At 63.5% G+C, this 22,735-nt stretch carries 25 protein-coding genes, 1 tRNA gene and 1 pseudogene; 22 read left to right on the top strand and 5 right to left on the bottom strand.

Annotated elements, in window-relative coordinates; all coding sequences use genetic code 11:
• Positions 1-40: 40 nt before the first annotated feature.
• Together Q1K31_RS14290 and Q1K31_RS14285 are read left to right on the top strand one after the other, a co-directional pair.
• Positions 41-2,035 (top strand): alkyl sulfatase dimerization domain-containing protein, encoded by a 1,995-nt coding sequence (locus Q1K31_RS14290; RefSeq protein ID WP_300380905.1) that lies wholly within the window; start codon positions 41-43, stop codon positions 2,033-2,035.
• A gap of 72 nt (positions 2,036-2,107) precedes the next feature.
• Positions 2,108-2,198, top strand: a tRNA-Ser gene (locus Q1K31_RS14285).
• 576 nt (positions 2,199-2,774) lie between these two features.
• Here Q1K31_RS14285 and Q1K31_RS16685 read toward each other — a convergent pair.
• The 4 genes and pseudogenes from Q1K31_RS16685 to Q1K31_RS14265 all read right to left on the bottom strand — a co-directional run.
• Positions 2,775-3,815 (bottom strand): annotated as a pseudogene (locus Q1K31_RS16685) (recombinase family protein); the annotation flags it as partial.
• Positions 3,812-4,204 (bottom strand): helix-turn-helix domain-containing protein, encoded by a 393-nt coding sequence (locus tag Q1K31_RS14275; protein ID WP_009802170.1) that lies wholly within the window; start codon positions 4,202-4,204, stop codon positions 3,812-3,814. The gene Q1K31_RS14275 and the pseudogene Q1K31_RS16685, both read right to left, overlap by 4 nt.
• Entirely contained in the window at positions 4,201-4,560 is a 360-nt protein-coding gene (locus tag Q1K31_RS14270) for a DUF6516 family protein (RefSeq protein WP_009802169.1), read from the bottom strand. The genes Q1K31_RS14275 and Q1K31_RS14270 overlap by 4 nt, the downstream gene beginning before the upstream one ends.
• Positions 4,557-4,835 carry a hypothetical protein gene (locus Q1K31_RS14265; protein WP_206740500.1) on the bottom strand — a complete coding sequence of 93 codons (279 nt, stop codon included), beginning with the start codon at positions 4,833-4,835 and terminating at the stop codon, positions 4,557-4,559. Before Q1K31_RS14265 ends, Q1K31_RS14270 begins: the two co-directional genes overlap by 4 nt.
• A gap of 220 nt (positions 4,836-5,055) precedes the next feature.
• Here Q1K31_RS14265 and Q1K31_RS14260 point away from each other — a divergent pair, with 220 nt between their 5' ends.
• The 6 genes from Q1K31_RS14260 to Q1K31_RS14235 all read left to right on the top strand — a co-directional run bounded on the left by Q1K31_RS14260 (position 5,056) and on the right by Q1K31_RS14235 (position 12,283).
• Positions 5,056-6,252, top strand: a complete 1,197-nt coding sequence (locus Q1K31_RS14260) for a hypothetical protein (protein WP_009802168.1) — start codon at positions 5,056-5,058, stop codon at positions 6,250-6,252.
• Positions 6,253-6,378: 126 nt separating this feature from the next.
• Complete coding sequence (locus tag Q1K31_RS14255; protein ID WP_112062389.1) at positions 6,379-8,436, top strand: ParB/RepB/Spo0J family partition protein; 2,058 nt, start codon at positions 6,379-6,381, stop codon at positions 8,434-8,436.
• A 96-nt stretch (positions 8,437-8,532) separates the two neighbouring features.
• Entirely contained in the window at positions 8,533-9,573 is a 1,041-nt protein-coding gene (locus Q1K31_RS14250) for a toprim domain-containing protein (protein ID WP_040613343.1), read from the top strand.
• Positions 9,574-9,889: 316 nt separating this feature from the next.
• Entirely contained in the window at positions 9,890-10,828 is a 939-nt protein-coding gene (locus Q1K31_RS14245) for a DUF2493 domain-containing protein (RefSeq protein WP_009802165.1), read from the top strand.
• A gap of 121 nt (positions 10,829-10,949) precedes the next feature.
• A complete protein-coding gene (locus Q1K31_RS14240) occupies positions 10,950-11,393 on the top strand; it encodes a hypothetical protein (RefSeq protein ID WP_009802164.1) in 444 nt (147 codons plus the stop codon).
• A 557-nt stretch (positions 11,394-11,950) separates the two neighbouring features.
• Positions 11,951-12,283: a DUF736 domain-containing protein gene (locus tag Q1K31_RS14235; RefSeq protein WP_009802162.1), complete on the top strand. Its 333-nt coding sequence runs from the start codon at positions 11,951-11,953 to the stop codon at positions 12,281-12,283.
• A gap of 42 nt (positions 12,284-12,325) precedes the next feature.
• Here the strand turns inward: Q1K31_RS14235 and Q1K31_RS14230 are convergent, their stop codons facing one another.
• Positions 12,326-12,553, bottom strand: a complete 228-nt coding sequence (locus Q1K31_RS14230; protein ID WP_009802161.1) for a helix-turn-helix transcriptional regulator — start codon at positions 12,551-12,553, stop codon at positions 12,326-12,328.
• Between the two features lie 170 nt (positions 12,554-12,723).
• On the opposite strand from Q1K31_RS14230, the gene Q1K31_RS14225 reads away from it, so the two are divergent.
• The 14 genes from Q1K31_RS14225 to Q1K31_RS14170 all read left to right on the top strand — a co-directional run bounded on the left by Q1K31_RS14225 (position 12,724) and on the right by Q1K31_RS14170 (position 22,735).
• Entirely contained in the window at positions 12,724-12,999 is a 276-nt protein-coding gene (locus tag Q1K31_RS14225; RefSeq protein WP_009802160.1) for a DUF2285 domain-containing protein, read from the top strand.
• Positions 13,000-13,128: 129 nt separating this feature from the next.
• A complete protein-coding gene (locus tag Q1K31_RS16680; RefSeq protein WP_366080137.1) occupies positions 13,129-13,470 on the top strand; it encodes a DUF6499 domain-containing protein in 342 nt (113 codons plus the stop codon).
• On the top strand, positions 13,388-13,843 hold the full coding sequence (locus Q1K31_RS16675) for a DUF2285 domain-containing protein (protein WP_367187592.1): 456 nt from the start codon (positions 13,388-13,390) through the stop codon (positions 13,841-13,843). Before Q1K31_RS16680 ends, Q1K31_RS16675 begins: the two co-directional genes overlap by 83 nt.
• A 261-nt stretch (positions 13,844-14,104) precedes the next feature.
• On the top strand, positions 14,105-14,389 hold the full coding sequence (locus Q1K31_RS14220; RefSeq protein ID WP_009802159.1) for a helix-turn-helix domain-containing protein: 285 nt from the start codon (positions 14,105-14,107) through the stop codon (positions 14,387-14,389).
• A complete protein-coding gene (locus Q1K31_RS14215; protein WP_009802158.1) occupies positions 14,386-14,892 on the top strand; it encodes a DUF2840 domain-containing protein in 507 nt (168 codons plus the stop codon). The genes Q1K31_RS14220 and Q1K31_RS14215 overlap by 4 nt, the downstream gene beginning before the upstream one ends.
• Complete coding sequence (locus tag Q1K31_RS14210) at positions 14,889-15,467, top strand: S26 family signal peptidase (protein WP_009802157.1); 579 nt, start codon at positions 14,889-14,891, stop codon at positions 15,465-15,467. Before Q1K31_RS14215 ends, Q1K31_RS14210 begins: the two co-directional genes overlap by 4 nt.
• A 13-nt stretch (positions 15,468-15,480) precedes the next feature.
• A complete protein-coding gene (locus tag Q1K31_RS14205) occupies positions 15,481-15,828 on the top strand; it encodes a DUF736 domain-containing protein (RefSeq protein WP_084399898.1) in 348 nt (115 codons plus the stop codon).
• Between the two features lie 22 nt (positions 15,829-15,850).
• Positions 15,851-16,534, top strand: coding sequence for a lytic transglycosylase domain-containing protein (locus Q1K31_RS14200; RefSeq protein WP_112062388.1), 684 nt, complete (start codon positions 15,851-15,853; stop codon positions 16,532-16,534).
• A 247-nt stretch (positions 16,535-16,781) separates the two neighbouring features.
• On the top strand, positions 16,782-18,539 hold the full coding sequence (locus tag Q1K31_RS14195) for a DUF3363 domain-containing protein (RefSeq protein ID WP_009802154.1): 1,758 nt from the start codon (positions 16,782-16,784) through the stop codon (positions 18,537-18,539).
• Between the two features lie 23 nt (positions 18,540-18,562).
• Positions 18,563-20,572 carry a conjugal transfer protein TraG gene (locus tag Q1K31_RS14190; RefSeq protein ID WP_127566788.1) on the top strand — a complete coding sequence of 670 codons (2,010 nt, stop codon included), beginning with the start codon at positions 18,563-18,565 and terminating at the stop codon, positions 20,570-20,572.
• 8 nt (positions 20,573-20,580) lie between these two features.
• A complete protein-coding gene (locus Q1K31_RS14185; protein WP_009802152.1) occupies positions 20,581-20,994 on the top strand; it encodes a CopG family transcriptional regulator in 414 nt (137 codons plus the stop codon).
• 162 nt (positions 20,995-21,156) lie between these two features.
• Positions 21,157-22,140, top strand: coding sequence for a P-type conjugative transfer ATPase TrbB (gene trbB / locus Q1K31_RS14180; RefSeq protein ID WP_112062325.1), 984 nt, complete (start codon positions 21,157-21,159; stop codon positions 22,138-22,140).
• Entirely contained in the window at positions 22,137-22,466 is a 330-nt protein-coding gene (locus Q1K31_RS14175) for a TrbC/VirB2 family protein (RefSeq protein ID WP_009802150.1), read from the top strand. Before trbB ends, Q1K31_RS14175 begins: the two co-directional genes overlap by 4 nt.
• Positions 22,466-22,735 (top strand): VirB3 family type IV secretion system protein, encoded by a 270-nt coding sequence (locus tag Q1K31_RS14170; protein WP_009802149.1) that lies wholly within the window; start codon positions 22,466-22,468, stop codon positions 22,733-22,735. Before Q1K31_RS14175 ends, Q1K31_RS14170 begins: the two co-directional genes overlap by 1 nt.

Raw genomic sequence — 22,735 nt, 5'->3', positions numbered from 1 at the left:
CATACGCTTGCCACACAGAACATCCGTGGGGAGGCATGCCATGAAAACTACATCCGTCCTTTCAACCGTGTTTGCTTTGGTTGTGTGTTTCTCAGCCGGTGCGCAGGAAAACGGGAAACCGTCCGATGTGCCCGCTGCGCCGCCCGCCGGTGAGGCCACGTCGGCGACGGCGGAGGCGAATGCTTCGGTGGCGGCCCGTCTGCCCCTGGATGACCAGAGTGATTTCGAGGATGCCTCGCGCGGTTTTATCGCCGCGATCGAGGCCGATGCGATCACCGATGCTGATGGCAACACGGTCTGGTCTATCCCGCAATTCGACTTCATTGCGGGCGAAGCGCCGGACACGGTGAACCCGTCGCTGTGGCGCCAGTCCATGCTGGCGGCGAAGCATGGCCTCTTCGAGGTGACGGACGGAATCTGGCAGGTGCGTGGCTATGACCTCTCCGTGATGACGGTGATCGAGGGGGAGACCGGCTGGATCATTGTCGACCCGCTGACGGTGAAGGAGACCGCGGCCGCCGCGCTGAAGCTCGTCAATGACACGCTGGGCGAGCGGCCGGTGAGCGCGGTCCTCTATACTCATTCCCATGCCGACCATTTCGGCGGGGCACGCGGTGTGATCTCCGAAGAGGAGATGGAAGCACGCGGCGTACCGGTGATTGCGCCTGAGGGCTTCACCGAGAATGCGGTGGCGGAAAACCTGCTTGCGGGCAACCTGATGCAGCGCCGCGCGGTGCTTATGTTCGGCAATACCATTCCGCGCTCCGAGACGGCCAATGTCGGCACCGGGCTTGGCCCCGGCCTGCCGCAGGGCACGACCGGGCTTGTCCTGCCAAGCGAAGAGGTCGGCGGCTGGGGCACTGAGCGTGTGATCGACGGGGTGCGCTTCGAGTTCATGGATGCAGGCGGCACCGAGGCGCCGGCCGAATTCATGTTCTACCTGCCGGATTTCAAGGCGCTGTCGACCTCCGAAGTCGCGAGCGGCACCTTCCACAACGTACTGACGCCTAGGGGCGCAAAAGTGCGTAATGCGCTGGCCTGGAGCCGGGTAATCGACCGGGCGCTGAGCGATTATGGCGGCGAGGCCGAGCTTGTCTTTGCCTCCCACCACTGGCCCAGCTGGGGTGGGGAGAATGTGCGCACCTATCTTCAGAACCAGCGTGATGTCTATCGCTATGTCCATGACCAGACGCTGCGCCGGGCGAATGCCGGGGCCACGATGACGGAGGCGGCAGAAGGCCTGCCGGAGCCTGAATTTTCAAAGCAGGATTTCTCGACGCGGGGCTATTACGGCACGCTCACCCACAACGCCAAAGCGGTCTACCAGTATTATTATGGCTGGTGGAGCGGTGTGCCCGCCAATTATCACAAGCGGCCTCACGCAGAGACCGCGCCGCGCTATGTCGAGGCGATGGGCGGTCTTGAAGCTGTGCTCCGGCGCGGGGCGGCAGCCTATGAGGGGGGCGACTATCGCTGGGCCGCCGAGCTGTTCAATCATGCCGTCTTTGCGGCACCTGAGAGCCAGCCGGCGAAGGACTGGCTGGCAGCCGCCTATGAGCAGATGGGCTTCCAGGCCGAGAGCGGGGCGTGGCGCAGCTATTATCTCACGGCTGCCGCAGAGCTGCGGGACGGATTGCCGGAGACAGGTGCGCCAAACCTGGGCAATGCCGACTTCCTCGCCGCGGTGCCGACGCTCGACCTCTTCGATGCGCTGGCGAGCCGGTACAATCCGGACAAGCTGAGCCGTGAGCCGTTCAGCCTTGTCTTCGATTTCACCGATACCGGCGAGACGGTGCATGTCGCCGTAGGCCGCGATGTCGTGGTGCCGCGGCTGTCGGGTGCAGGTGCCGGCGAAGCGGCGGCGAAGCTCACTCTCTCGCGGGCAGACTTCAACCGCCTCATCCTGCGCGAGGCAGGTGTGCCGCAACTCATAGGATCGGGAGCCCTGACAATCGAGGGCGAGGCGGCGGCGGCCGGCGCTTTCCTCGGCGCGCTCGACCAGCCGGATTTCTGGTTCCCGGTGGTGACACCGTAAGACGATCTGCGATCAGGGGCGCTTGCCCTCTTGCGGGGGGCAGGTCTTGCGGTTAGTCAGGCAAGCTGGCGCGGAGAGGTGGCCGAGTGGCTGAAGGCGCTCCCCTGCTAAGGGAGTATACGGTAATCCCGTATCGAGGGTTCGAATCCCTTCCTCTCCGCCATTTCGGTATAAAACTGGGCACGCCGTTCGCCGCCGATTCTGCGCTATTTGCGGCGGCTAGGGTTCTCAGAAGCTCGTTCTTCGATCCCATGATGCGCACTTCGCGCTCGTCGACCTCGACGCGCTGAGCTAACGCGCGCAGATGATCGCGCCGATAGCCGCCGCCCTCCAACCGCATTTTCTCGCGGGCCGCTGCGGCGAATCTCTCGATCATTTCCGGCGTGACGGCCTGATGAGTGGCGCTGTCGAGCATGGCTTCGGCGCGTTCCGCGTCGGTTTTCGCCTGATCACGAAGGACTTTCAGACCGGCGATGCGCTCTTTCAGCGCCGGATCGTCGAGGTCGGCGACGCCGATCTCGATGGCGTCGTAAAGGCGTTTCAGCCGCAGCTCCGATTCCGTTGCCCGCCGGTTCAGTTCGGCGATGTGCTCACGGCGGCGCTCAGCGCGCTCTTGCCGTCGGTCGAGCACATCGACGAGAACCTCTTCCAGCCGATCAGACGTCAGCAGACGCTCCTCCAGATGCTGAGCAACCAGCGTATCGAGCTTATCCATCGGGATTGTCCGGCCCTTGCAGCCAGTCTCGCCCTGACGCGCCTTGATCGAGCAGGCGTAGTAGCGGTAACGCCCGCTCTTGCCAGTGCGGATGGTCATGGCGCCGCCGCACTTGCCGCAAAAGCAGATCCCCGTCAGCAAGGTTGGTCCTGTCACTACGCGTGGCGGCGCGACCTTGGGATTGCGCGCCTGCATCAGCTTCTGCACGGCGTCGAAGGTCTTGCGGTCTATGATCGGCGGAACCGGAACCGTCACCAGGTCTTCCGGCTTGGTCGGCTCCTTGTTCTTGCGATGCTTGCCCCATTGATGCTCGCCGATATAGGTCCGCCGGGTCAGGATGCGATGAACCTGTCCGATGCCCCAGCGGCCGCCGTCTCGCGTGAAGATGCCCCTGCCATTGAGATGCGTGGCGATCGCTTTGACGCCCATGGCCCCGCGCGTTCCGTCCCCTTCCAGGGCGAGGCGATAGATCAGCCGGATCGTGTCGGCGTGCAGCGGATCGATCTCCAGTTTCTTCTTGGTCTTGGCGCCGCGCTGTTCGGCCGCGACCACGCGATAGCCGACGGGCGGGCGCGAGCCGTTCCAGAAGCCCTGGCGGGCGTTTTCCTTGAGCGCGCGCAGGACGTGCTTGGCGTTCTCCTTGGACTGATATTCATCGAACAGCGCCATGATCTGGCGCATCATGACGTGCATGGGATCGTCGCCCATCTCCTGGGTGATGGAGACGAGCTTGACGCCGTTCTTGGCGAGCTTCCGGACGTAGAACTCCAGCTCGAAATGGTCGCGGAAGAAACGGCTGAATGAGTGGACGACCACGATGTCGAAGGCTGAGGGCTTGGACGTACCCGCCTCGATCATGCGCTGGAATTCGGGGCGCTTGTCGTTCGTTGCTGACGCTCCTGGCTCCACATAGGTCTCGACGAGTTCGTAGCCGCGCGCCTCGCACCACGCTTCGCCCTGGCGTTTCTGGTCAGGGATCGAGACGTCATGCTCGGCCTGCCGCGTCGTCGAGACGCGCAGGTAAAGCGCGGCGCGGAGCTTCACGGCGTTTTGCGGTGCGTTCATGATGCGCCTCCCGCTGCCTTTCGCCATTCCTCGCCGGTCAACGTCAGATCAAGCGAAACACGGTCGTAGAGGACTCGCGGACGCCGCCGGCGCCCTTCCGGTTCCATCTCGACCAAACCGTATTCGGCCATCTTCTTCAGCGTTCGCGACAAGTTCGATTTGGCGCGCCCAGTCATCTCCGCCAACTCGTCAAGCGAAGCCGGTGCGCGTTCGGCGATGGTCCGCAACAGTTCGCGATTACCGGCTGACAGCACCTGGGCAAAGGACTCGGTCGATGTGAACCATACCTTCGGATCGTCCGGCCCCGGCTTTTGCTCGCCGCGGGCGATCCGCATGGTGCGGGCCTTCATCTCCTCATAATCGGCGATGCCGATCTTCAACGTCGTCATTGCAGTACGCCTCGCTCCTTTAACACTGCATCCACCGTCTCCCAGAAATCGACGATCAGGCTCGCGGCATCCTGATAGTCATAGGGACGCACGGTCCGGAGCCGGTGGCGGTGATCCTGCGGTTCTCCGCGTTTGCGGCGGCCGACAGGATGAGCATTGTCGAAGCCGACAAGCCGCTCGCCGTCAGGTCCGTGCAGCGTCAGCGAATAGTCGAGCCCATGGGGCTTCTCCGGGCTAACGGGCACGCGCGTAACGACGAACTTCACCCAATGCCTGCCCGCAGGGTCGATGACGAGCACCTGGCCATCGAGATCGAGCAAGGCGTCAAGGCTCGGATCGTATGTCTCCTCTGTCATATTAGGTTATCTTTAGATGATAACTTTGTCAAGGAGCCAACCGAACCCAAGGGGCCGAACAAATCGTCGAACAGATCACCGAACCAGGCCTCAAACACATCCACTTCGGACGAAGTGACCGGCACGCGCTTCAGCCACTCATCGGTGACGCGCCAGTCGGTCAACTCTGGTTCGGGACGTCCACGCGGCTTCGGTTCCGGAATCTGCGCGTAGTCGTAAAGATCAATTTTTGCCGCGCGCGAACGCTGCCGGCGTTTGGGTACGGAATTGGACATGAAGCGACTGTGCCGCCCCGTAGTACGCGGAGAAATGCTCCGCATCCGGGTGAAGCGTCAATGGCGGCGAAGACAGGTGTTCGGCGGTGCTGCGCCAAATGCCTGGCCAATCAAGACGAACATGTTCCCCGATAAAGAGTAAGAGTTCGGCGGCTTTCGCCGTGACGGGTTTGGAGGTCGAGAGAGAGGCTCTCGGCCGACCTGTCGCGGAGATTGACCCATGACCAACCTTGAAACCCTGGACGGCCGGCGCGACGCGAGCGGCGGCTACAAAGTCGATATCTCGCGCGGAGAGCGGATCGGCCGCGTCTCCTCGGAATGGTTTTCCCGGCCGAATGACGAGCGCTATCTGTCCCTGTCGGAGCTCTACGCGTCGGTGAAGGGCCGCGCCGAGCGCAGCCGCACGCGGACAGTCGAGAGCGCGGCGATCCGCGTTGAAGCCCATCGCGACGATCCGGAAAACCTGGCGCTCATCCTGCCCGACGCCGAGGCGCCGGTCGCGCCGACCCATTGGAGCTTCGGCCAGCTCGCCAGCCTAGTCAGCGCGCCGGCGGCCTATCTGCGCCAGCTCCCGGCGCCGCTTGCGGGCATCAACCTGCAATACGGGCTCACCTCGCACCGAGCCGAGCAGATCAAGACGCTGGAAACCGAAGACGGGCGCACGGAACTGCGCGCCGTCACCGGCCCGGATTATGGCCGCATCTACGACCACGAACTCGTGGCGGCCGTGCAGAAGATCGCGGGGAACGGAACTGGCGATACGCGCTGGAAAGTGCCCGGCACGCTCGACTGGTCGAGCGGCGTCTACAATCCGATGGTCGACATCACCAAGGACACGACCACGCTCTACGCCTCCGACCGAGACGTCTTCCTCTTCCTGGTCGACGACATGAACCCGATCGAGGCGGGCAAGCTGTCCGACGGATCTCCCGATCTCTATTTCCGGGGCTTCTATTGCTGGAATTCTGAAGTCGGCGCGAAGACGCTCGGCATCGCCAGTTTCTATCTGCGCGCCGTCTGCCAGAACCGCAATCTCTGGGGCGTTGAGGACTTCCAGGAAATTAGCATCCGACATTCCAAATACGCCGCCAATCGCTTCGCGCACGAGGCGGCGCCGGCGCTGACCCGCTTCGCTGACTCCTCGCCGCGACCCTTCGTCGAAGGCATTCGAGCAGCGCGCGAGCGCATCGTCGCCCACAGCGACGATGACCGCACCGACTTCCTCCGCAAACGGGGCTTCTCCAAGGCGGAGACGGCCAGAATCGTCGAGACAGTCCTCGCCGAAGAAGGTCGGCCGCCGGAGTCCGTATTCGATTTCGTGCAGGGCATCACCGCCGTCGCCCGGTCGAAGCCGCAGCAGGACACCCGGCTCGAAATGGAGGGCAAGGCGAAGAAGCTCCTCGAGCGCGCGGCGTAGCTGCGGCCGGCGCTCCGCCTTTCCGGTCCGTCGCTTCCTCAAGAGGAAGAGGCGGGCCGGGTTCTCCGTGACGGGTTTGGAGGTCGAGAGAGAGGCTTTCGGCCAGCCCGCCCACGGAGAACTGACATGACCAAGTCTCAGAAAATCACCCTCAGCGCCTCGCGCGACATCCCCTTCAACAAGCTGGTGCTCAGCCAGTCCAATGTCCGCCGCGTCAAGGCCGGCGTCTCGATCGACGAGCTCGCCGAAGACATCGCCCGGCGCACGCTTCTGTCCTCGATCACCGTCCGGCCGGTGCTGGATGAGGACGGCGCTGAAACCGGCATGTTCGAGATCCCGGCCGGCGGACGCCGCTACCGGGCGCTCGAACTGCTGGTCAAGCAGAAGCGTCTGAACCGCACGGCGCCCGTGCCCTGCATCGTGCGCACGGACGGCCTCGCCGAAGAAGACAGTCTCGCCGAGAATGTTCAGCGTGCGCCGCTTCATCCGCTCGACCAGTTCCGCGCCTTCCAGGCGATGCGCGAGAAAGGCAAGAGCGAGGAAGAGATCGCGGCGGCCTTCTTCGTCTCGGCGAACGTCGTCAAGCAGCGGCTCAAGCTCGCCGCTATCGCGCCATCGCTTCTCCACGCCTATGCCGAGGAGGAACTGACCCTCGACCAACTCATGGCCTTCACGGTCAATCCCGACCATGAGCGCCAGGAACAGGTCTGGGAGTCGATCAAACGGACTTATGCGAAACAGCCCTATGAAATCCGCCGCATGCTGACCGAAGGCGCCGTGCGCGCCTCCGACCGGCGGGCGCAGTTCGTCGGGCTCGACGCCTATGAGGTGGCCGGCGGCGCCATCCTTCGCGATCTCTTCCAATCCGACGACGGCGGATGGCTCCATGACGCTGGCCTGCTTGCGAAACTCGTCGATGAAAAGCTCGAAACCCATGCGGAAGCGATCCGCGCCGAGGGCTGGAAATGGATCGAGATCGGCACGGACTTTCCCTACGGCCATACCTACGGTCTGCGCCGGATCATCGGCGAGACCGAGCCGATGAGCGAGGACGAGATCGCGAACTTCCACGCACTGAAAGCCGAATACGATCAGCTTGAGGACGATTACGCCGACGCCGAGGAGTTCCCGGAAGATATCGACACCCGGCTCGGCGAGATCGAAACGGCGATGGAAGCCTTGCAGGAGCGTCCCGTCCGCTTCGAGCCGGATGAAATCGCCGTGGCCGGCGTCTTCGTCAGCATCGGCCATGACGGCCGCCTGCGTGTCGAGCGCGGCTATGTCCGCCCCGAGGATGAACCTTCCGTCGAATCCGACGGACAGGACGAGGTCGATGGGATCGACGCGTCTGACGAGGAGGACGTCGACGACGCTACGCCCCCTGATGCCAGCGACGAGGCGGAAGAGGAAGACGATGGCCTGAAGCCTCTCTCCGACCGCCTCGTCATGGAATTGACGGCGCATCGCACGCTCGCTCTGCGCGACGCGCTTGCCAACGATCCGCAGACGGCGTTCCTCGCCGCCTTGCACGCGATGGCGCTGCGGCTCTTCTACCACTATCCGCTGGATAGCTGCGTCGAGATCACCCCGCACAGCGCCGGTTTCGGCGCCCAGGCGCCGGGCCTTGGCGACACGGCTTACGCGCTCAGCATCGACGATCGCACGACGAGCTGGCTAGGGGCGCTGCCGAAAGCGCCTGAGGATCTGTGGGAGGCGCTGGTCGGGTTCGACAACGATAGCCGCGAGGCGCTGTTCGCGCATTGCGTCGCCATGACCGTCAACGCCGTCCAGGAACCGTACAACCGCCGTCCGCGGGCGCTCGCCCATGCCGATGTGCTGGCGGCGACGCTCGGGCTCGACATGGCGGCGACGGGCTGGGCGCCGACGGGCGAGAGCTATCTCGCTCGCGTCACCAAGGCCCGCATTCTGGAGGCCGTGCGCGAAGCGAAGGGCGAGAATGCATCCGACCGCATCGCCGGCCTCAAGAAACCGGACATGGTCGCGGCTGCCGAAGAGCTTCTCGAAGGAACCGGTTGGTTGCCCGAAGTGCTGCGCATGCCGGCTCTTCCCGACAGCGAAGCGCAATCGGCGGATAACGGCGGCGAACCGGCCATGGGCGATTACGCCGTCATCACCGATGATGAACCTGTCACCGGCAACGCCTTCGCCACTGCGGCCGAGTGACCGGGAGCCAAGCCCCCCAACGGCTCCCGCAGCCGCCCCTGGAGCCCGCCCAATGTGGCGGGCTCCTTCTTTTTTGCTCTCACCATGGAGGCGCAAATGAACAGCGCAGCATCCGAAATCGCACGACGGCTCGGCCGCGAGGCGGAGGCCGTCTGCCGCCATTACCTCTCCAACGGTCGCAAGCAGGGCCGCTACTGGATCGTCGGCGACATCGAGAACACGCCCGGACGCAGTCTTTATGTTCGCCTGACGGGACCAGCCCACGGTCCGGGCGCTGCCGGCAAATGGGCAGACGCCGCCACAGGCGAACATGGCGACCTGCTAGACCTCATTGCCGCTGCGCATCATTTGCAATCCTTCGGCGAGACGCTCGATGAGGCGCGACGATTCCTGAGCTTGCCACGCCCCGAACCGCCACAACGTGAGCGTCAATCCGCGCCCACCGGATCGCCGGAGGCTGCACGGCGCCTCTTCGCCATGGGAAGACCGGTCGGTGGAACGCTCGCCGAGCGCTATCTTCGTCGACGCGGTCTTTCCGGGCTTGGCGACGCGCCAGCGCTGCGATTTCATCCGTGCTGCTACTATTGGCGAGAAGGTCAGCCCAAGGACACCCCACCGGAGACCTGGCCTGCATTGCTCGCCAAGGTCACGGACGTGAACGGCAATCTCACCGGCGTTCACCGCACATGGCTCGATCCGGCGACGGCTCGCAAGGCGCCCCTCGATCCATCACGCAAGGCGATGGGGAACCTGCTCGGCCATGGCGTGCGGATCGGAACTGCGAGCGACATCCTCGCTGCTGGCGAAGGGCTGGAAAGCACGCTCTCCGTGCGCATGGCGTTGCCCAACATGCCCGTCATATCCGCGTTATCGGCCAATCATCTCGCCGCGCTGATCCTGCCGACCGGGCTTCAGCGTCTCTACATCGCTGCCGACGCCGACGAAGCAGGCGACATGGCCACCGCCAATCTGATCAAACGCGCAGGAGCCGTCGGTATCGAAACGATCCGGCTTATTTCTCTTGGCGGCGACTTCAACGAAGACCTCCGCAAGCTCGGACGGGACGACCTAAGGACGCATCTGGGTCAGCAACTGGCCACGGCCGATTTCTCACGGCTGCTTTCCGACGAACACTGAGCGGCTGAGCAGGCCCGTCATTAGTCTGGTCGCTATCGTCAGATCACCTCCTAATTGGAGAGCCTCGCCTTCGGCCTTCCGAGAGGAGCGAGACGGAGCGGAGACTGGCCGGGCCGGCAACGGCTACGGCGACACTCTTTTCCGCCGCCGGGCGTAATGGCCCGGCTTTGCATCGCGAAACAAAAGAGCGCCGCCTTCGCCGTCCTCCGCCTCTGGCTTCGGCCGCCGTGGCGGTGCAGTCCCGGACAGCCCCCGCTTTCCCGTCGCTCGGGAAGGCCGCGAGAGGCGCGGCTCATGCCGAACAGGAGACGATCCCATGACCGCCGAGACCACCGAACCAATGGCCAGCTCCGCAACCGCGGCCGTACTCGAAGAATTGCAGCTTTATGGCTATCGGCCTTTCGCCGACGAACCCGACCCGAGACCCTTGCCCGAAGCCGACGCCCTCCAGGGTGCGATAGCCGACATCTTCGACGCGCTCGCCGCCACGCTGGAAGACACGCGTCTCGAACCGGATCTCGAAGACCTGCTCTGGTCCGTGACCAACCTGTTTCATCGCACAGCGGCCCGCGTCGACCGCGACCTGGACGACAATGAGCAGGCCCAGAAACGCTCGCAGCGCGAACAGGACGGGTCGGAAATTCGCTCGGTCGAACTTGAAGCCCTGACGGCGCAAGGAACCACGCTGATCGAGCGGCGCAACGCTTACGAGCTCATGCGCGATATCGCCGCCGACCACTTCGAGACCCATATCGGTCAGACCTGGCGACCGCACTCGGGATCACGGATCAGTCACCGGACGCTGACGGCGGCCATGATCGACAGCCGCGACTATCTCTCGGCGAAGCGGCGCGCGGAGATCGAACCCCTCCTGCCAAGCGGACCACGGGTTGCGTTCTCCGGCGGACTGGACGTCACCGACCATCGGGCGATCTGGGATGCGCTGGACCGTGTGAAGGCCAAGCACGCCGACATGGTGCTCCTGCATGGCGGATCGCCCAAAGGCGCCGAGAAGATCGCCGCGTGCTGGGCCGATAACCGCAAATGCCAGCAAATCGTCTTCAAGCCGGACTGGAAGCGCCACGGCAAGGCGGCGCCGTTCAAGCGCAACGACGCGCTTCTTGAGGCGATGCCCATCGGCCTCATCCTCTTTCCGGGGTCGGGAATTACGGACAATCTGGCAGACAAGGCCAAAAAGCTCGGCGTCCCGCTCTTCGATTTCAGGCCGAAGAACAACAAAGCGCAGGCAGCGTGATGCCTGAGATGCATCACCTGATGCGCGCGCCGGAAGGTTTCGGCGTGCGCTGCTTTGCGCTATACTTCGAAAAGCGCCGTGGCGGTTGGTGGAGGCGCTCCATCCATGAAGGAGACCGCCCATGTTTCTGTCCGCATTGCTGAGCGTTGTCGGCCTCGGCTTTCTCTGCTGGCTGTTATTCAGCCTGGCCGTCTATGCGCTTCCGTTCTTCGTCGCCGTTACTGTCGGCTACTATGCGTTTGAAAACGGCGCGGGGCCGATCGGCGCCATCGCTGTCGCACTATTCGCCGGCGCAGTCGCTCTTATCCTCGGGCAAGTCGCGTTCGCCACGATACGGTCACCGACCATCCGCCTGGCGATCGGCGCGCTCTATGCCTTGCCGGCCGGGTTGGCCGGTTTTCACGCGGTCAAGGGTCTCTCTGAGACCGGCGGCGCGGGCGAGACGTGGACCCTCATCTTCGCAAGCATCGGTGCAATCATCGTCGGCGCGACAGCATGGGTGCGCATCGCATCCCTTGCAGGACCAGAGACGCAGTCCGGCGGTGTCAATTCGCATCATGCTTGATACGCAGCCACAGACGGCTAAATCGCTCACGTCAATGGGGATTCACTCCACGGTTAAGGTTCAGATAAGTGGAAACCGGGATCGTGCTTGACACGTTCCGCAGCCACTTTCGTGCGTTGAAGGAACATGCCCAATCCGGCCCTTGGCGCGCAAGGTCAGAATGGAGCGGTCTCGTTCAAATCTATCCGGCGTGGTTTTAACTTTTTCTCTGAAACGATGTCGATCGCTCATCGCCTACGCTCGTTGCCGGCGTTTTTCGACTGTCGCGCTGGCCGGTGACGAACTTCTCCTGAGCCTCATCACCCACGCCCGACACGGCCTCTCATGGACTGATCTGGCCGGTATCGGCTGACGCCTCGACCGCCTTGGCCGCAACGGCGGAGCCGAACTTTCTTCCCCTGGGCTACGCCCATTCCTCGCGAAACAAGAAACTCCGTCTCCGCTGTCCTCCGCATACGCTCCGGGTCCTCCGGACTGCGTCGGCGGTCGTCCCGGCCTTGTCGATCTCCATCGAGGCCGCGACGGGCGCGGGCTCGAAAGCCAAAAGGAGAACTGACATGGCCACCATCGGAACCTTCAAGAAGTCCGCCAACGAGTACGTCGGCGAAATCGTCACCCTCAGCGTTCAAGCGAAGAATGTAAGGATCATCCCGGAAGAGGATCGCGCGAACGACAACGCACCCAGCCACCGCGTCTTCGTCGGCCGAGTCGAGATCGGCGCCGCCTGGTCCAAGCGCTCGAATGAGGGCCGCGACTATCTGAGCCTCAAGCTCGACGATCCGAGTTTCACCGCTCCGATCTACGCCAACCTCTTCGACGACACCGTCATCGAAGGCGAAGAGAGCTACAGCCTTATCTGGTCGCGGTCACGCCGCCAGAGCGGCGATTGACGCCCCGACAGCCCCGCCCGGTCTTCCCAGGCGGGGCTGCCATCATGCCTCTCGGCTTTTCCGCTGATCGTCCAAGAGTTCGGCCGGTTTGACGTCAAGTGCCTCGGCCACGTGCCAGAGGGTGATGATAGTGACGTTCTGCTGCCCGCGTTCCATCGCGCTTATATGAGCGCGGTCAACGCCCATCCTATCCGCCAGAGCGGCCTGGCTGAGGCCGGCTTTTTCCCTAAAATACTGAAGGTTCGCGCCAAATACTTCCCGAATATCCATCCGCCAGTAAAATGCGGATCGCGTATTTTAATGCGACGCACTATAATACGCGGCGAACGACGCGGCCGCCACGAAGCTGCAACCAACCCGGCGACGTTTGCGCCGCCTGCGCTTGCTAGGTTATGGTTTCCAGTTCATTAATAATATGGGCCAACTTGCAAGGATTTCGCATGCCCTCGAGACAGCACAGGATCGCCGACGCGCCACCGAACGATGCGGCTGTGACGGTCTATGATCGCAATCACCTGAAGCTCTATATGCGCCTGCTCGATGCAAGTGAGGCCGGTGCAACGCTTGAAGATGTGGCGTCGCTCTTGCTCGGTATCGACGCCAACAAGGAGCCGGAACGTGCGCGCCAGGTCCACGACAGTCATCTATCCCGCGCTCGTTGGATGACCGAACAAGGCTACCGAGATCTTCTCAAGAATGGTCTTCCCGCAGGTTGATCGGCGTGCGGGCACCATGCGTAAAAGACGACGCCAGTGGCCACACAGCGCAACCGCTGGTATAAAGCGTAATATCCCGACTGACTGACGCAATTCCATGCGCCAGTTTGCGATTGGGAGGATTTCGCAATGCCGTCAGATTGGCGCGACGACAAGCAGTATGATCACTTCGATGATCTCGGTGTCTCCGGGCTCGCTTGGGAATGCCTTCGTCGGAACTCGCGCTATCGTGATGACTACGAGCTAATGCGGGAGGGCGGCGGCGCTCCAGCAGACTGGGGGTTACGATTTCGCTGTAAACCCACAGCTCAACGCACTCAGCGCTCCGATTTTCTGGCTTCCAACCGCAGCACCCGCCGTCGTTCAACTGATCGATGCTCTTCCGGACGTGGGCTTGACCTCTGCCAATCCAGCCGCGCGCATCGCATATCAGAAGATCGACGACGACGGGATTTCTTGGGTTCGGCTTAAAAACGGCGTTAATCTCGTTGGTAATTTGCTCAGTGATCGCCCCGTTGGCCTGCTACTTCCGCTAGATGACGACTGGGCAGTTCGGCTAGCCGCCGCTGATCGCCTATATCACCAACTTGTGGAGCGCGACCTGCATCCGCCTATCACGCGACAGCGACGCGAACGCCTGAAACGAGCCCTGCGAACAATCGACGGCCGCCAGCGCGGGGCCAGTTATCGCGCCGTCGCCACAGTCTTTTTTGGAGCCGCCCGCGTGTCCGCTGAGCCATGGAAGACCAGTTCGCTAAAGGCTCAAATCGCCCGCCTTGCTGCCTACGGACGAATGATGATCGATCATGGGTACAGGAATTTGCTGAAAGGGCAATCTCGGTAGGGGCAGGAAAATTGATCAGTAAATATGCTTCTCACGTCCATAATGCGCGCCTACTGGGCGATCTTATTACCGTGTCCTACACCTTAAGATTTCTAACACCAAACGATACCTCTTCACACTCCGTTCTCATGCCCCCCAAAGGGGAGTGACGTTTTCGCCGCGCGCTGATCGTCATCCCTCCCGGCGCGCATCTTACGCTTTTCTCGTCTCCGACAGTCCCGCGCTTCCCGAAGCGGGATGGCCTAACCGGAGACGCGACCCATGCCCGATCCCAATGCCGGACTTCCCCCACGCTATTTGAGAACGCCGGAAGCGGCCCATTTTCTCGGCCTTTCGGGGCGGACGCTCGAAAAACACCGGACCTATGGCACGGGGCCACGCTACTCGAAGATCGGCGGGCGCGTCGTCTACGCGATCGAGGATCTGCAAGCCTGGGTCAGCCGGGGAGAGAAGAACTCGACCTCGGACGACACGGGCGACGAGGTGTTGCCCGCCAAGCGGCATGCAGCGATCTCGCCCGCCTATGCACGGAAGGCCCGCTCATGAGCGGCGGGGCCACTGTCGAACTCGTCTGGATCGAGAAGCAGATCGAGCACTGGATTCGCTTCGGCCGGATCGTGCGGACAACGATCCAGAGCCGCAGTGGCAGCACCGTCGCTTTCGATCCCGGCGCCGTCTTCGCCTTCGTCCGCTGGCAGGCGAACGACTTCGGGACTACGGAAAGCCGGATCGACATCCTGCGTGCGCCCCGACCGGGTGAGTCCTATGCGACCGTGCCGCAGGTGACACCCGGCGGCGATAGCCTGCTGCGCCAGTCCGGCTGGCTCAAGGTCGAACGGGTTCTTCAGTTCGCCGATGCGATCGAAGCGCTCGGCATCGACCCGGCCGACGCCGCGCCGGACTATTGGCGCCACGTTCACAACAGGCTGTCAGCAGGCCTGGAGCCGCGAGGCTACACAGCCGCTCAACATCGCGCCTGGCTCCTGCGCCAAGCCTGTCCACCCGATCCACTGACATTGCGAGCCGCGTCGGCGGGGAGCGTGTCATGACCCGGTTCGGATACGTCATGACGACCTATTTCTCGGTGCTCGCGATCGGCGGACTGGCCTTCGTTCATGTGAGCCCCAAGCTGATCTGGAACGCGTCCGCAAGCGCGCCCATCGGGCTATACGCCGTTGCGTCGGACGACGATCTTGCCGTAGGCGATCTGGTCGTCGTCGATCCGCCGGAATCGCTTGCGACCTATCTCGCCGAGCGCGGCTATCTGCCCGAGGGCGTACCGCTCCTCAAGCACGTCGCTGCGCTTCCCGGACAACGTGTCTGCCGCGATGGCGCCGCTGTCGCTGTCGACGACATCCCCCTGGCGCAGGCCCAGCCGAGCGACCGCTTCGGACGCGACCTGCCCGTTTGGCAGGGCTGCCACTTCGTCGCCAAGACGGAACTCTTCCTCCTGAATCCAAGCCATCCCGACAGTCTCGACGGTCGCTATTTCGGCGCACTCCCGGCAGACGCCGTGATCGGGCGCGCCGTTCCGATCCTCACCGATGAAGACGGCGACGGCCACTATGTCTGGCGCGCCGATCACGACGCCGACGCTCTCGAAAATTCTTCCGACCGCAAATGAAAGGAACTGCCCCATGGCTCAGATCGGTCAATTCACCCGCACAGAAACCGGCTTCACCGGACGCCTTCACACGCTCATTCTCTACCGAGAACTCACCCTCGTCCCGGCAACATCGTCGGACAGCGAAAACGCGCCCGACTATCGCATCCATCACGGCGATCACGACGGACCGGAGATCGGCGCCGGCTGGAAACGCACCGGCGAGAAGGCTGGTGAATACATCTCTTTGCAGATCGACGACCCGACCTTCGCATTTCCGATCCGCGCCAATCTCTTCAAGACCGACGCCGAGGACGGACATTGGGCGCTCTATTGGAACCGCCCCGCAAAGCGCCCCGAGAAACGCGATGAGCGCGGCTAGACCGTCTCGGCGCTGCGCTATTATGGCGAAGTTCCTCCTCTGCGGTCTGCTCTCCGGCGTGGTTGTCTCTCACGCCGTATCAGCAGAGACCGCGTCCTCCAGGACGGAACAAGGCGGCAATTCCTATGCTGCCTATATCGCCGAAGCTGCGCAGCGCTTCGGCTTCCCGGCGCGTTGGATCCTCGCTGTCATGCGCAGGGAAAGCGCCGGCGACGTGCGCGCCGTCAGCGAAAAAGGCGCGATGGGGCTGATGCAGATCATGCCCGATACCTGGGATGAGCTGCGCGCGCGTTACGGTCTGGGGCGCGACCCGTTCGATCCTCGCGACAACATTCTGGCGGGCGCCGCTTATCTCCGTGAACTGCATGACCGCTTCGGATCGCCGGGCTTCCTCGCCGCCTACAATGCGGGACCGACACGCTATGCCGAGCATCTAGCTACAGGCCGACCGTTGCCCCGAGAAACCCGCGATTATGTTGCGGCGTTGGCGCCGCTCCTCGGCGCGTCGGTTGCAGCAGAACGGCGAGAACCGAGCGCAATTCTGACCGTGGACTGGCGCGCGGCGCCGCTCTTTTCCGCTCGTACCGACCGACAAACGCCTGCTGATGAAACGCATCTGAGCAGTGGCGCAGGCACTTTTCCTTCACACACATCCGGCGCATCGGACGGTCTGTTCCCGCCAACTGGAAACGGGGATCGGCGATGATCCCGCTGATCGCACTCTCGCGCGGTCCGTCGCGCGATGGCGTGTTTCCGGGAGGGAGGACGGGGACGGAAGGCGCAACAACAACGGGAGGGCGAGATAAAAGGCGCGGCACGGATACGCGCTATGTCGTTGTTGTTGTTGGGTATTTCGCCCGCTGCGGTCATGGGCACAGTGCCGCCCCACGGCTCAACCCACTGTTTTTATGCGGGTTTCACCGTGCCGCGCGCTTTCAAGCGGGCGCTTTGTCATGAGCGACCGCGATAATGACATGCGCATCCGGCCCGGCCGCATCCGCAACAAGGGGACAAGCGCCCGGAAGGCGCAAAGCTTTGTCGGCCAGGTAATGGGCGCCGCCCGCAAGGCCGGACACACCGGATACAAGCTGAACGGTTCGAAAGGACGCGGGCGCGGATCGCAATTCGGCCGGGGCCGTTTCGCCGGCGCAGCGCGCGGACTGTCACGCACCCAGCGGCGCGTCGTCATCAAAGCGCGCGTCGTCCGTCATCGTGGCGCACGTTTCCGTTCCGCCCCGCTCGCCAAACACATCGCCTATCTGAAGCGTGAAGGCGTGACCCGTGACGGGCGTGATGCGGGCATGTTCAACGCCGAAGCAGACAGCGTCGATGATCGCGCTTTCGCAGAGCGATGCGAAGAGGACCGGCATCATTTCCGCTTCATCGTCTCGCCTGAAGACGCCGACCGCCTCGAAGACCTGCGCGCCTACACACGCGACCTGATGAGCCAGGCCGAGCGCGATCTCGGCACGAAGCTTGACTGGATCGGCGTCGATCATTGGAACACCGACAATCCGCACATCCATGTTCTCGTGCGGGGCCGAGCCGATAACGGCAAGGACCTCGTCATCGCCCGCGACTATATCAGCCGAGGGTTCCGCAGCCGCGCCGAGCAACTGGTCGAACTGGAGCTCGGGCCGCGCGCCGAGCAGGAGATCGCATCCGAACTTCAGGCGGAGGTGAAAGCCGAACGCTGGACGGGTCTTGACCGCGCGCTCCAGGGGCTCGCCGATGACGGTGCCGGGGTTGCTGATCTGCGTCCCGGCTCCCCGGAACCGCGCGATCCGGAGCTGCGCAAACTCCTTATTGGTCGCGCCCAGACGCTGGAAGGGCTCGGCCTCGCCGACAGGCTCGCCCCGGCGGTTTGGTCTCTGAAACCGGGCGCACAGGAAACGCTGCGCGATCTCGCCGAGCGTGGCGACATCATCAAGACCATGCACCGCGCCATGTCCGGCGGACCAGGGCGCGCACAAACGGACTTCGCGATTGAGGACACACCGACTGCCCCAGTACTTGGACGGTTGGTCGAGCGCGGGCTGCATGACGAGTTGCGCGGCGAGGCCTATGCCGTGATCGACGCCGTGGACGGCAGCGTCCATCATCTGCGCTTCAACGATCTCGACGCCACGGGCGACACGCCCGAAGGCGGGATTGTCGAGACGCGGGTCTGGCGCTCGGACAATGGCGGCCGTCAGCGCATGGCCCTTGTCGGCCGCTCCGACCTCAACCTCGAAACCCAAATCGGCGCGAGTGGTGCGACCTGGCTCGATCGGCTGCAACTCGCCAAGACCCAGGCGCCGCTCAGCATGGGCGGCTTCGGCGCCGAAGTTCGCGAAGCGCTCGACCGGCGCGCCGATCATCTCGTCGCCGAGGGGCTCGCGACCAGAAATGGTCGGCGCGTCACCTTCGCCCGCGACCTCCTGAAGACGCTGCGCGAACGAGAGCTCGACGCTGCGGCGGCGCGTGTCGAAACCGAGACAGGCTTGCTTCGCAGAAATTCTGCAGAAGGCGATCGCATCTCGGGAACCTATCGCCGGCGTCTCGATCTCGCCTCAGGCCGTTTCGCCATGGTCGATAGCGGCCTCGGCTTCGAACTCGTCCCGTGGAAACCCCAGCTCGAACGCCATCTCGGCCAGACCGTGACGGGAACGATGACGCCGGGTGGTGGGATCGACTGGAGCCTCGGCCGCAAGCGCGGGCTTGGCATCTGAGCATCACCCCGGAAGGAAAAGACATGCCGATCAAGACACAGCCAACACAGGCCACCAAAATCCTCTGGGGCCAGATCATCATCGTCTCGCTCGTTGTGGTCGGTTTCATCTGGACCGCAACACAGTGGACCGCATGGCGGCTCGGCTTTCAGCCTCAGCTCGGCGCGCCGACGACGGACATTCTCGGATGGCCGATCTATCCGCCCTGGAGCTTCTTCGTCTGGTGGTATTTCTACGACGCCTATGCGCCGCGTGTGTTCGTCGAAGGCGCGATCATTGCCGGCAGCGGCGGGATCGCCGCGATCGGTGTCGCGATTTTCCTCTCCGTCCTCCGGGCTCGCGAGGCGCGCGACGTAACCACCTACGGCTCAGCCCGATGGGCGGAGCGGAAGGACGTTGAATCGTCCGGGTTGCTTGCCGCGGACGGCGTCGTGCTTGGCCGCTTCGAGAACCACTACCTCCGGCATGACGGCCCGGAGCATGTGCTCTGCTTCGCGCCAACCCGCTCGGGCAAGGGCGTCGGCCTCGTCGTCCCGAGTCTCCTGACCTGGCCGGGCTCGGCCATCGTCCATGACATCAAGGGAGAGAATTGGCTGCTCACCGCCGGGTGGCGGGCGCGGTTCACCCGCACCATCCTGTTCGATCCGACCGACGCGAAGAGCGCGGCCTACAATCCACTGCTCGAAGTCCGGCGCGGCGACAGCGAAGTACGCGACGTCCAGAACGTCGCCGACATCCTCGTCGATCCGGAAGGTCTGCTCGAACGCCGGAACCATTGGGAGAAGACTAGCCATTCGCTGCTCGTCGGCGCGATCCTCCATGTCCTCTACGCCGAGGCGGACAAGACGCTCGCCGGCGTCGCCGCCTTCCTCTCTGATCCGGGCCGGCCGATCGAGGCGACGCTCGCGGCGATGATGCGCACACCGCATCTTGGCGACCGGCCGCATCCGGTCGTGGCGCAGGTGGCGCGCGAACTCCTCAACAAGTCGGAAAACGAACGCTCCGGTGTTCTGTCTACGGCGATGAGTTTTCTGGGCCTCTATCGCGATCCCGTCGTCGCCAGGGTCACGAGCCGCTGCGACTGGCGGATCAAGGATCTGGTCTCTGGCGCGCGGCCGACCACGCTCTATCTCGTCGTGCCGCCCTCCGACATCAGCCGCACAAAGCCGCTCGTCCGGCTTGTGCTGAACCAGATCGGACGTAGGCTGACAGAAGAGTTGAACGCCAATCGCAAGCGCCATCGCCTGTTGCTGATGCTCGACGAATTTCCGGCGCTCGGGCGGCTCGACTTCTTCGAAAGCCAGCTCGCGTTCATGGCGGGCTATGGATTGAAGGCCTTCCTCATCGCGCAGTCCCTCAATCAGATCGAGAAAGCCTATGGCCAGAACAACGCCATCCTCGACAACTGCCATGTCCGGGTGAGCTTCGCGACCAATGACGAACGTACTGCCAAGCGCGTGTCCGATGCCCTCGGCACGGCGACCGAGATGCGGGCAATGAAGAACTATGCCGGGCACAGATTGTCGCCCTGGCTTGGCCATCTCATGGTCTCCCGGCAGGAGACCGCGCGGCCTTTGCTGACTCCCGGCGAGATCATGCAATTACCGCCGGATGATGAAATCGTGCTCGTCTCCGGCGCGCCGCCGGTCCGGGGCAAAAAGGCGCGCTACTATACCGACCCACAGCTCAAGACACGCATCCTGTCACCGCCCAAACTGATGGCCGAACCGACCGTATCGAAAGAGTTGCAGGCAGATGATTGGAGTGACCGCGCACCCGTCGCCGCGCCAAAGCCAAGGAAGAGGGCCTCCAGCGATGCGGGCGAAGATGCAGACGGCGGCATTCGCCGTGAGCCGGAACTGCCCGAGCATGAAGACATCGCGCCGGAGCCGGCACCATCTGCGCGAGAAGAGTTCGCGGGTCTCGATGATGAAACGGATGATGACGCTCAGCGGGCTCGCCAGATGCAGGGCCGATTCCGCAGCATCGCCCGGCAGGCCTCGCTTGATCCCGATGACGGCATCGAACTTTGAGGCCCGCCATGAAGAAAGATCGGCTCAATGTGTATTTCGATCCAGCTTTATCAGCGGAGCTCGACACGCTGGCGGCGCGGCGCAAAGTTTCGAAATCCCAGATCGTGGAAGCGGCGCTTGCCTCCTACCTTTCCCCCGACGCTGCGGATCAGCGCGAGGCTGCGATTACGCGACGTCTCGACCGGCTGACCCGCGCCGTCGAACGGCTCGAACGCGACGTGACGATCGGCAACGATGCGATAGCCTTGTTCATCCGGTTCTGGCTCACGACGACTCCGCCATTGCCAGATACGATGCGCGATGCCGCGCAGGCGAAAGGCCGCGAGCGGTATGAAGGCTTTGTAGAAACGCTCGGTCGGCGGCTCGCAAAGGGTAACACCTTCGCCAAAGAAGTGTCGCAAGATTTCACACCGAAAGAGTAAATCTACAGCCTGTTTCCCAGGTATTTTGAAGTGAACTGTTTCGACCGTTTTTCGCTTTCTCCTGCCGTTGCGCGCCGTAGTACTACTACGCCTTCAAGGCTGTTGCCGATCAGCCTTTAAAGGTCTTCTTGATCGACCCCGTAATCCAATGCGGGGCCGCCAATGACCGTCCATACATTCAAATCCGAAGCGCTCGCCCGTGGCGCGCGCATGCTCAGAACCGCTCTGGGGGCCGACGTCGCCGCATGGCTCGAAGACCCTGCGGTTGTCGAGGTGATGCTCAATCCGGATGGCCGCCTCTGGGTCGACCGCCTGAGCGAAGGCCTCGCCGACACCGGCGAAGAGCTTTCCGTCGCTGACGGCGAACGCATCGTCCGTCTGGTTGCGCACCATGTCGGCGCAGAGGTTCATGCTGGCGCTCCGCGTGTGTCCGCGGAGCTGCCGGGAACAAGGGAGCGGTTCGAGGGGCTTCTGCCGCCTGTGGTCGCCGCCCCGGTCTTCGCGATCCGCAAGCCGGCCGTCGCGGTCTTCACACTCGAAGACTATGTCCGCGCCGAGATCATGCCAGACGATGCGGCGGCGGCATTGTGCGACGCCATCACATCCCGCGCCAACATCCTTGTCGCTGGCGGCACCTCGACCGGCAAGACCACGCTCACCAATGCATTGCTGGCGGAAGTCGCCAAATCCTCCGACCGCGTCGTTCTGATCGAGGACACACGCGAGCTCCAATGCCTGACGCCGAACCTTGTCGCTCTGCGGACCAAGGATGGCGTCGCGTCGCTTTCCGATCTCGTTCGCTCCTCGCTGCGCCTGCGGCCTGACCGCATCCCCATCGGCGAGGTGCGCGGGGCTGAGGCGCTCGATCTCCTCAAAGCCTGGGGCACCGGCCATCCCGGCGGCATCGGCACCATCCATGCCGGTTCAGCGCTCGGCGCGCTGCGCCGCCTCGAACAGCTCATCCAGGAAGCCGTCATCACCGTGCCCCGCGCGATGATCGCCGAGACAATCGACCTGATCGCCGTCCTCTCGGGGCGCGGATCGGCGCGCCGACTTTCCGAACTCGCCCGCGTCGAGGGCCTCGATGCGACCGGGGACTACCAGATCCAACCGCTTCTTCACCCCAGGACAGGAGACCATCCATGACCAAAACCACAATTCTCTATCCGCGCTGGCCGCTTTACGCGACGGCGCTCGCGTTCAGCCTTTTGCTCGTCGCGCCCGCCCATGCGGCGGGCTCGGGCATGCCCTGGGAGGCGCCGCTCCAGTCAATCCTGGAATCCATTGAAGGGCCGGTCGCCAAGATCGTCGCGGTGATCATCATCATCGTCACAGGACTGACGCTCGCCTTCGGCGACACCTCCGGCGGTTTTCGCCGCCTCGTGCAGATCGTCTTCGGCCTCTCCATCGCCTTCGCGGCGTCGAGCTTCTTCCTGTCATTCTTCTCGTTCGGCGGCGGAGCGCTGATCTGATGCGCGAGCTGGCCGACATTCCGGGCTTTTACGCGCCCGTCCACCGCGCCCTGGTCGAACCGATCCTGCTCGGCGGCGCGCCCCGCACGGTCGCCATCGCCAACGGCACGCTCGCAGCAGCCGTCGGACTTGGCCTCAGGCTCTGGGTGGTCGGGATCGCACTCTGGCTTGTCGGCCATCTCCTCGCGGTCTGGGCCGCAAAACGTGATGCCCAGATCGTCGATGTTGCGCGCCGGCATCTTCGTTTCCCAACCTGGTTCGGAGTCTGA

Source organism: Henriciella sp. (assembly GCF_029936995.1).
Taxonomy (GTDB): domain Bacteria; phylum Pseudomonadota; class Alphaproteobacteria; order Caulobacterales; family Hyphomonadaceae; genus Henriciella.
The sequence above is the reverse complement of the archived record's forward strand: the minus strand, read 5'-3'. Positions and strand labels throughout refer to the sequence as shown.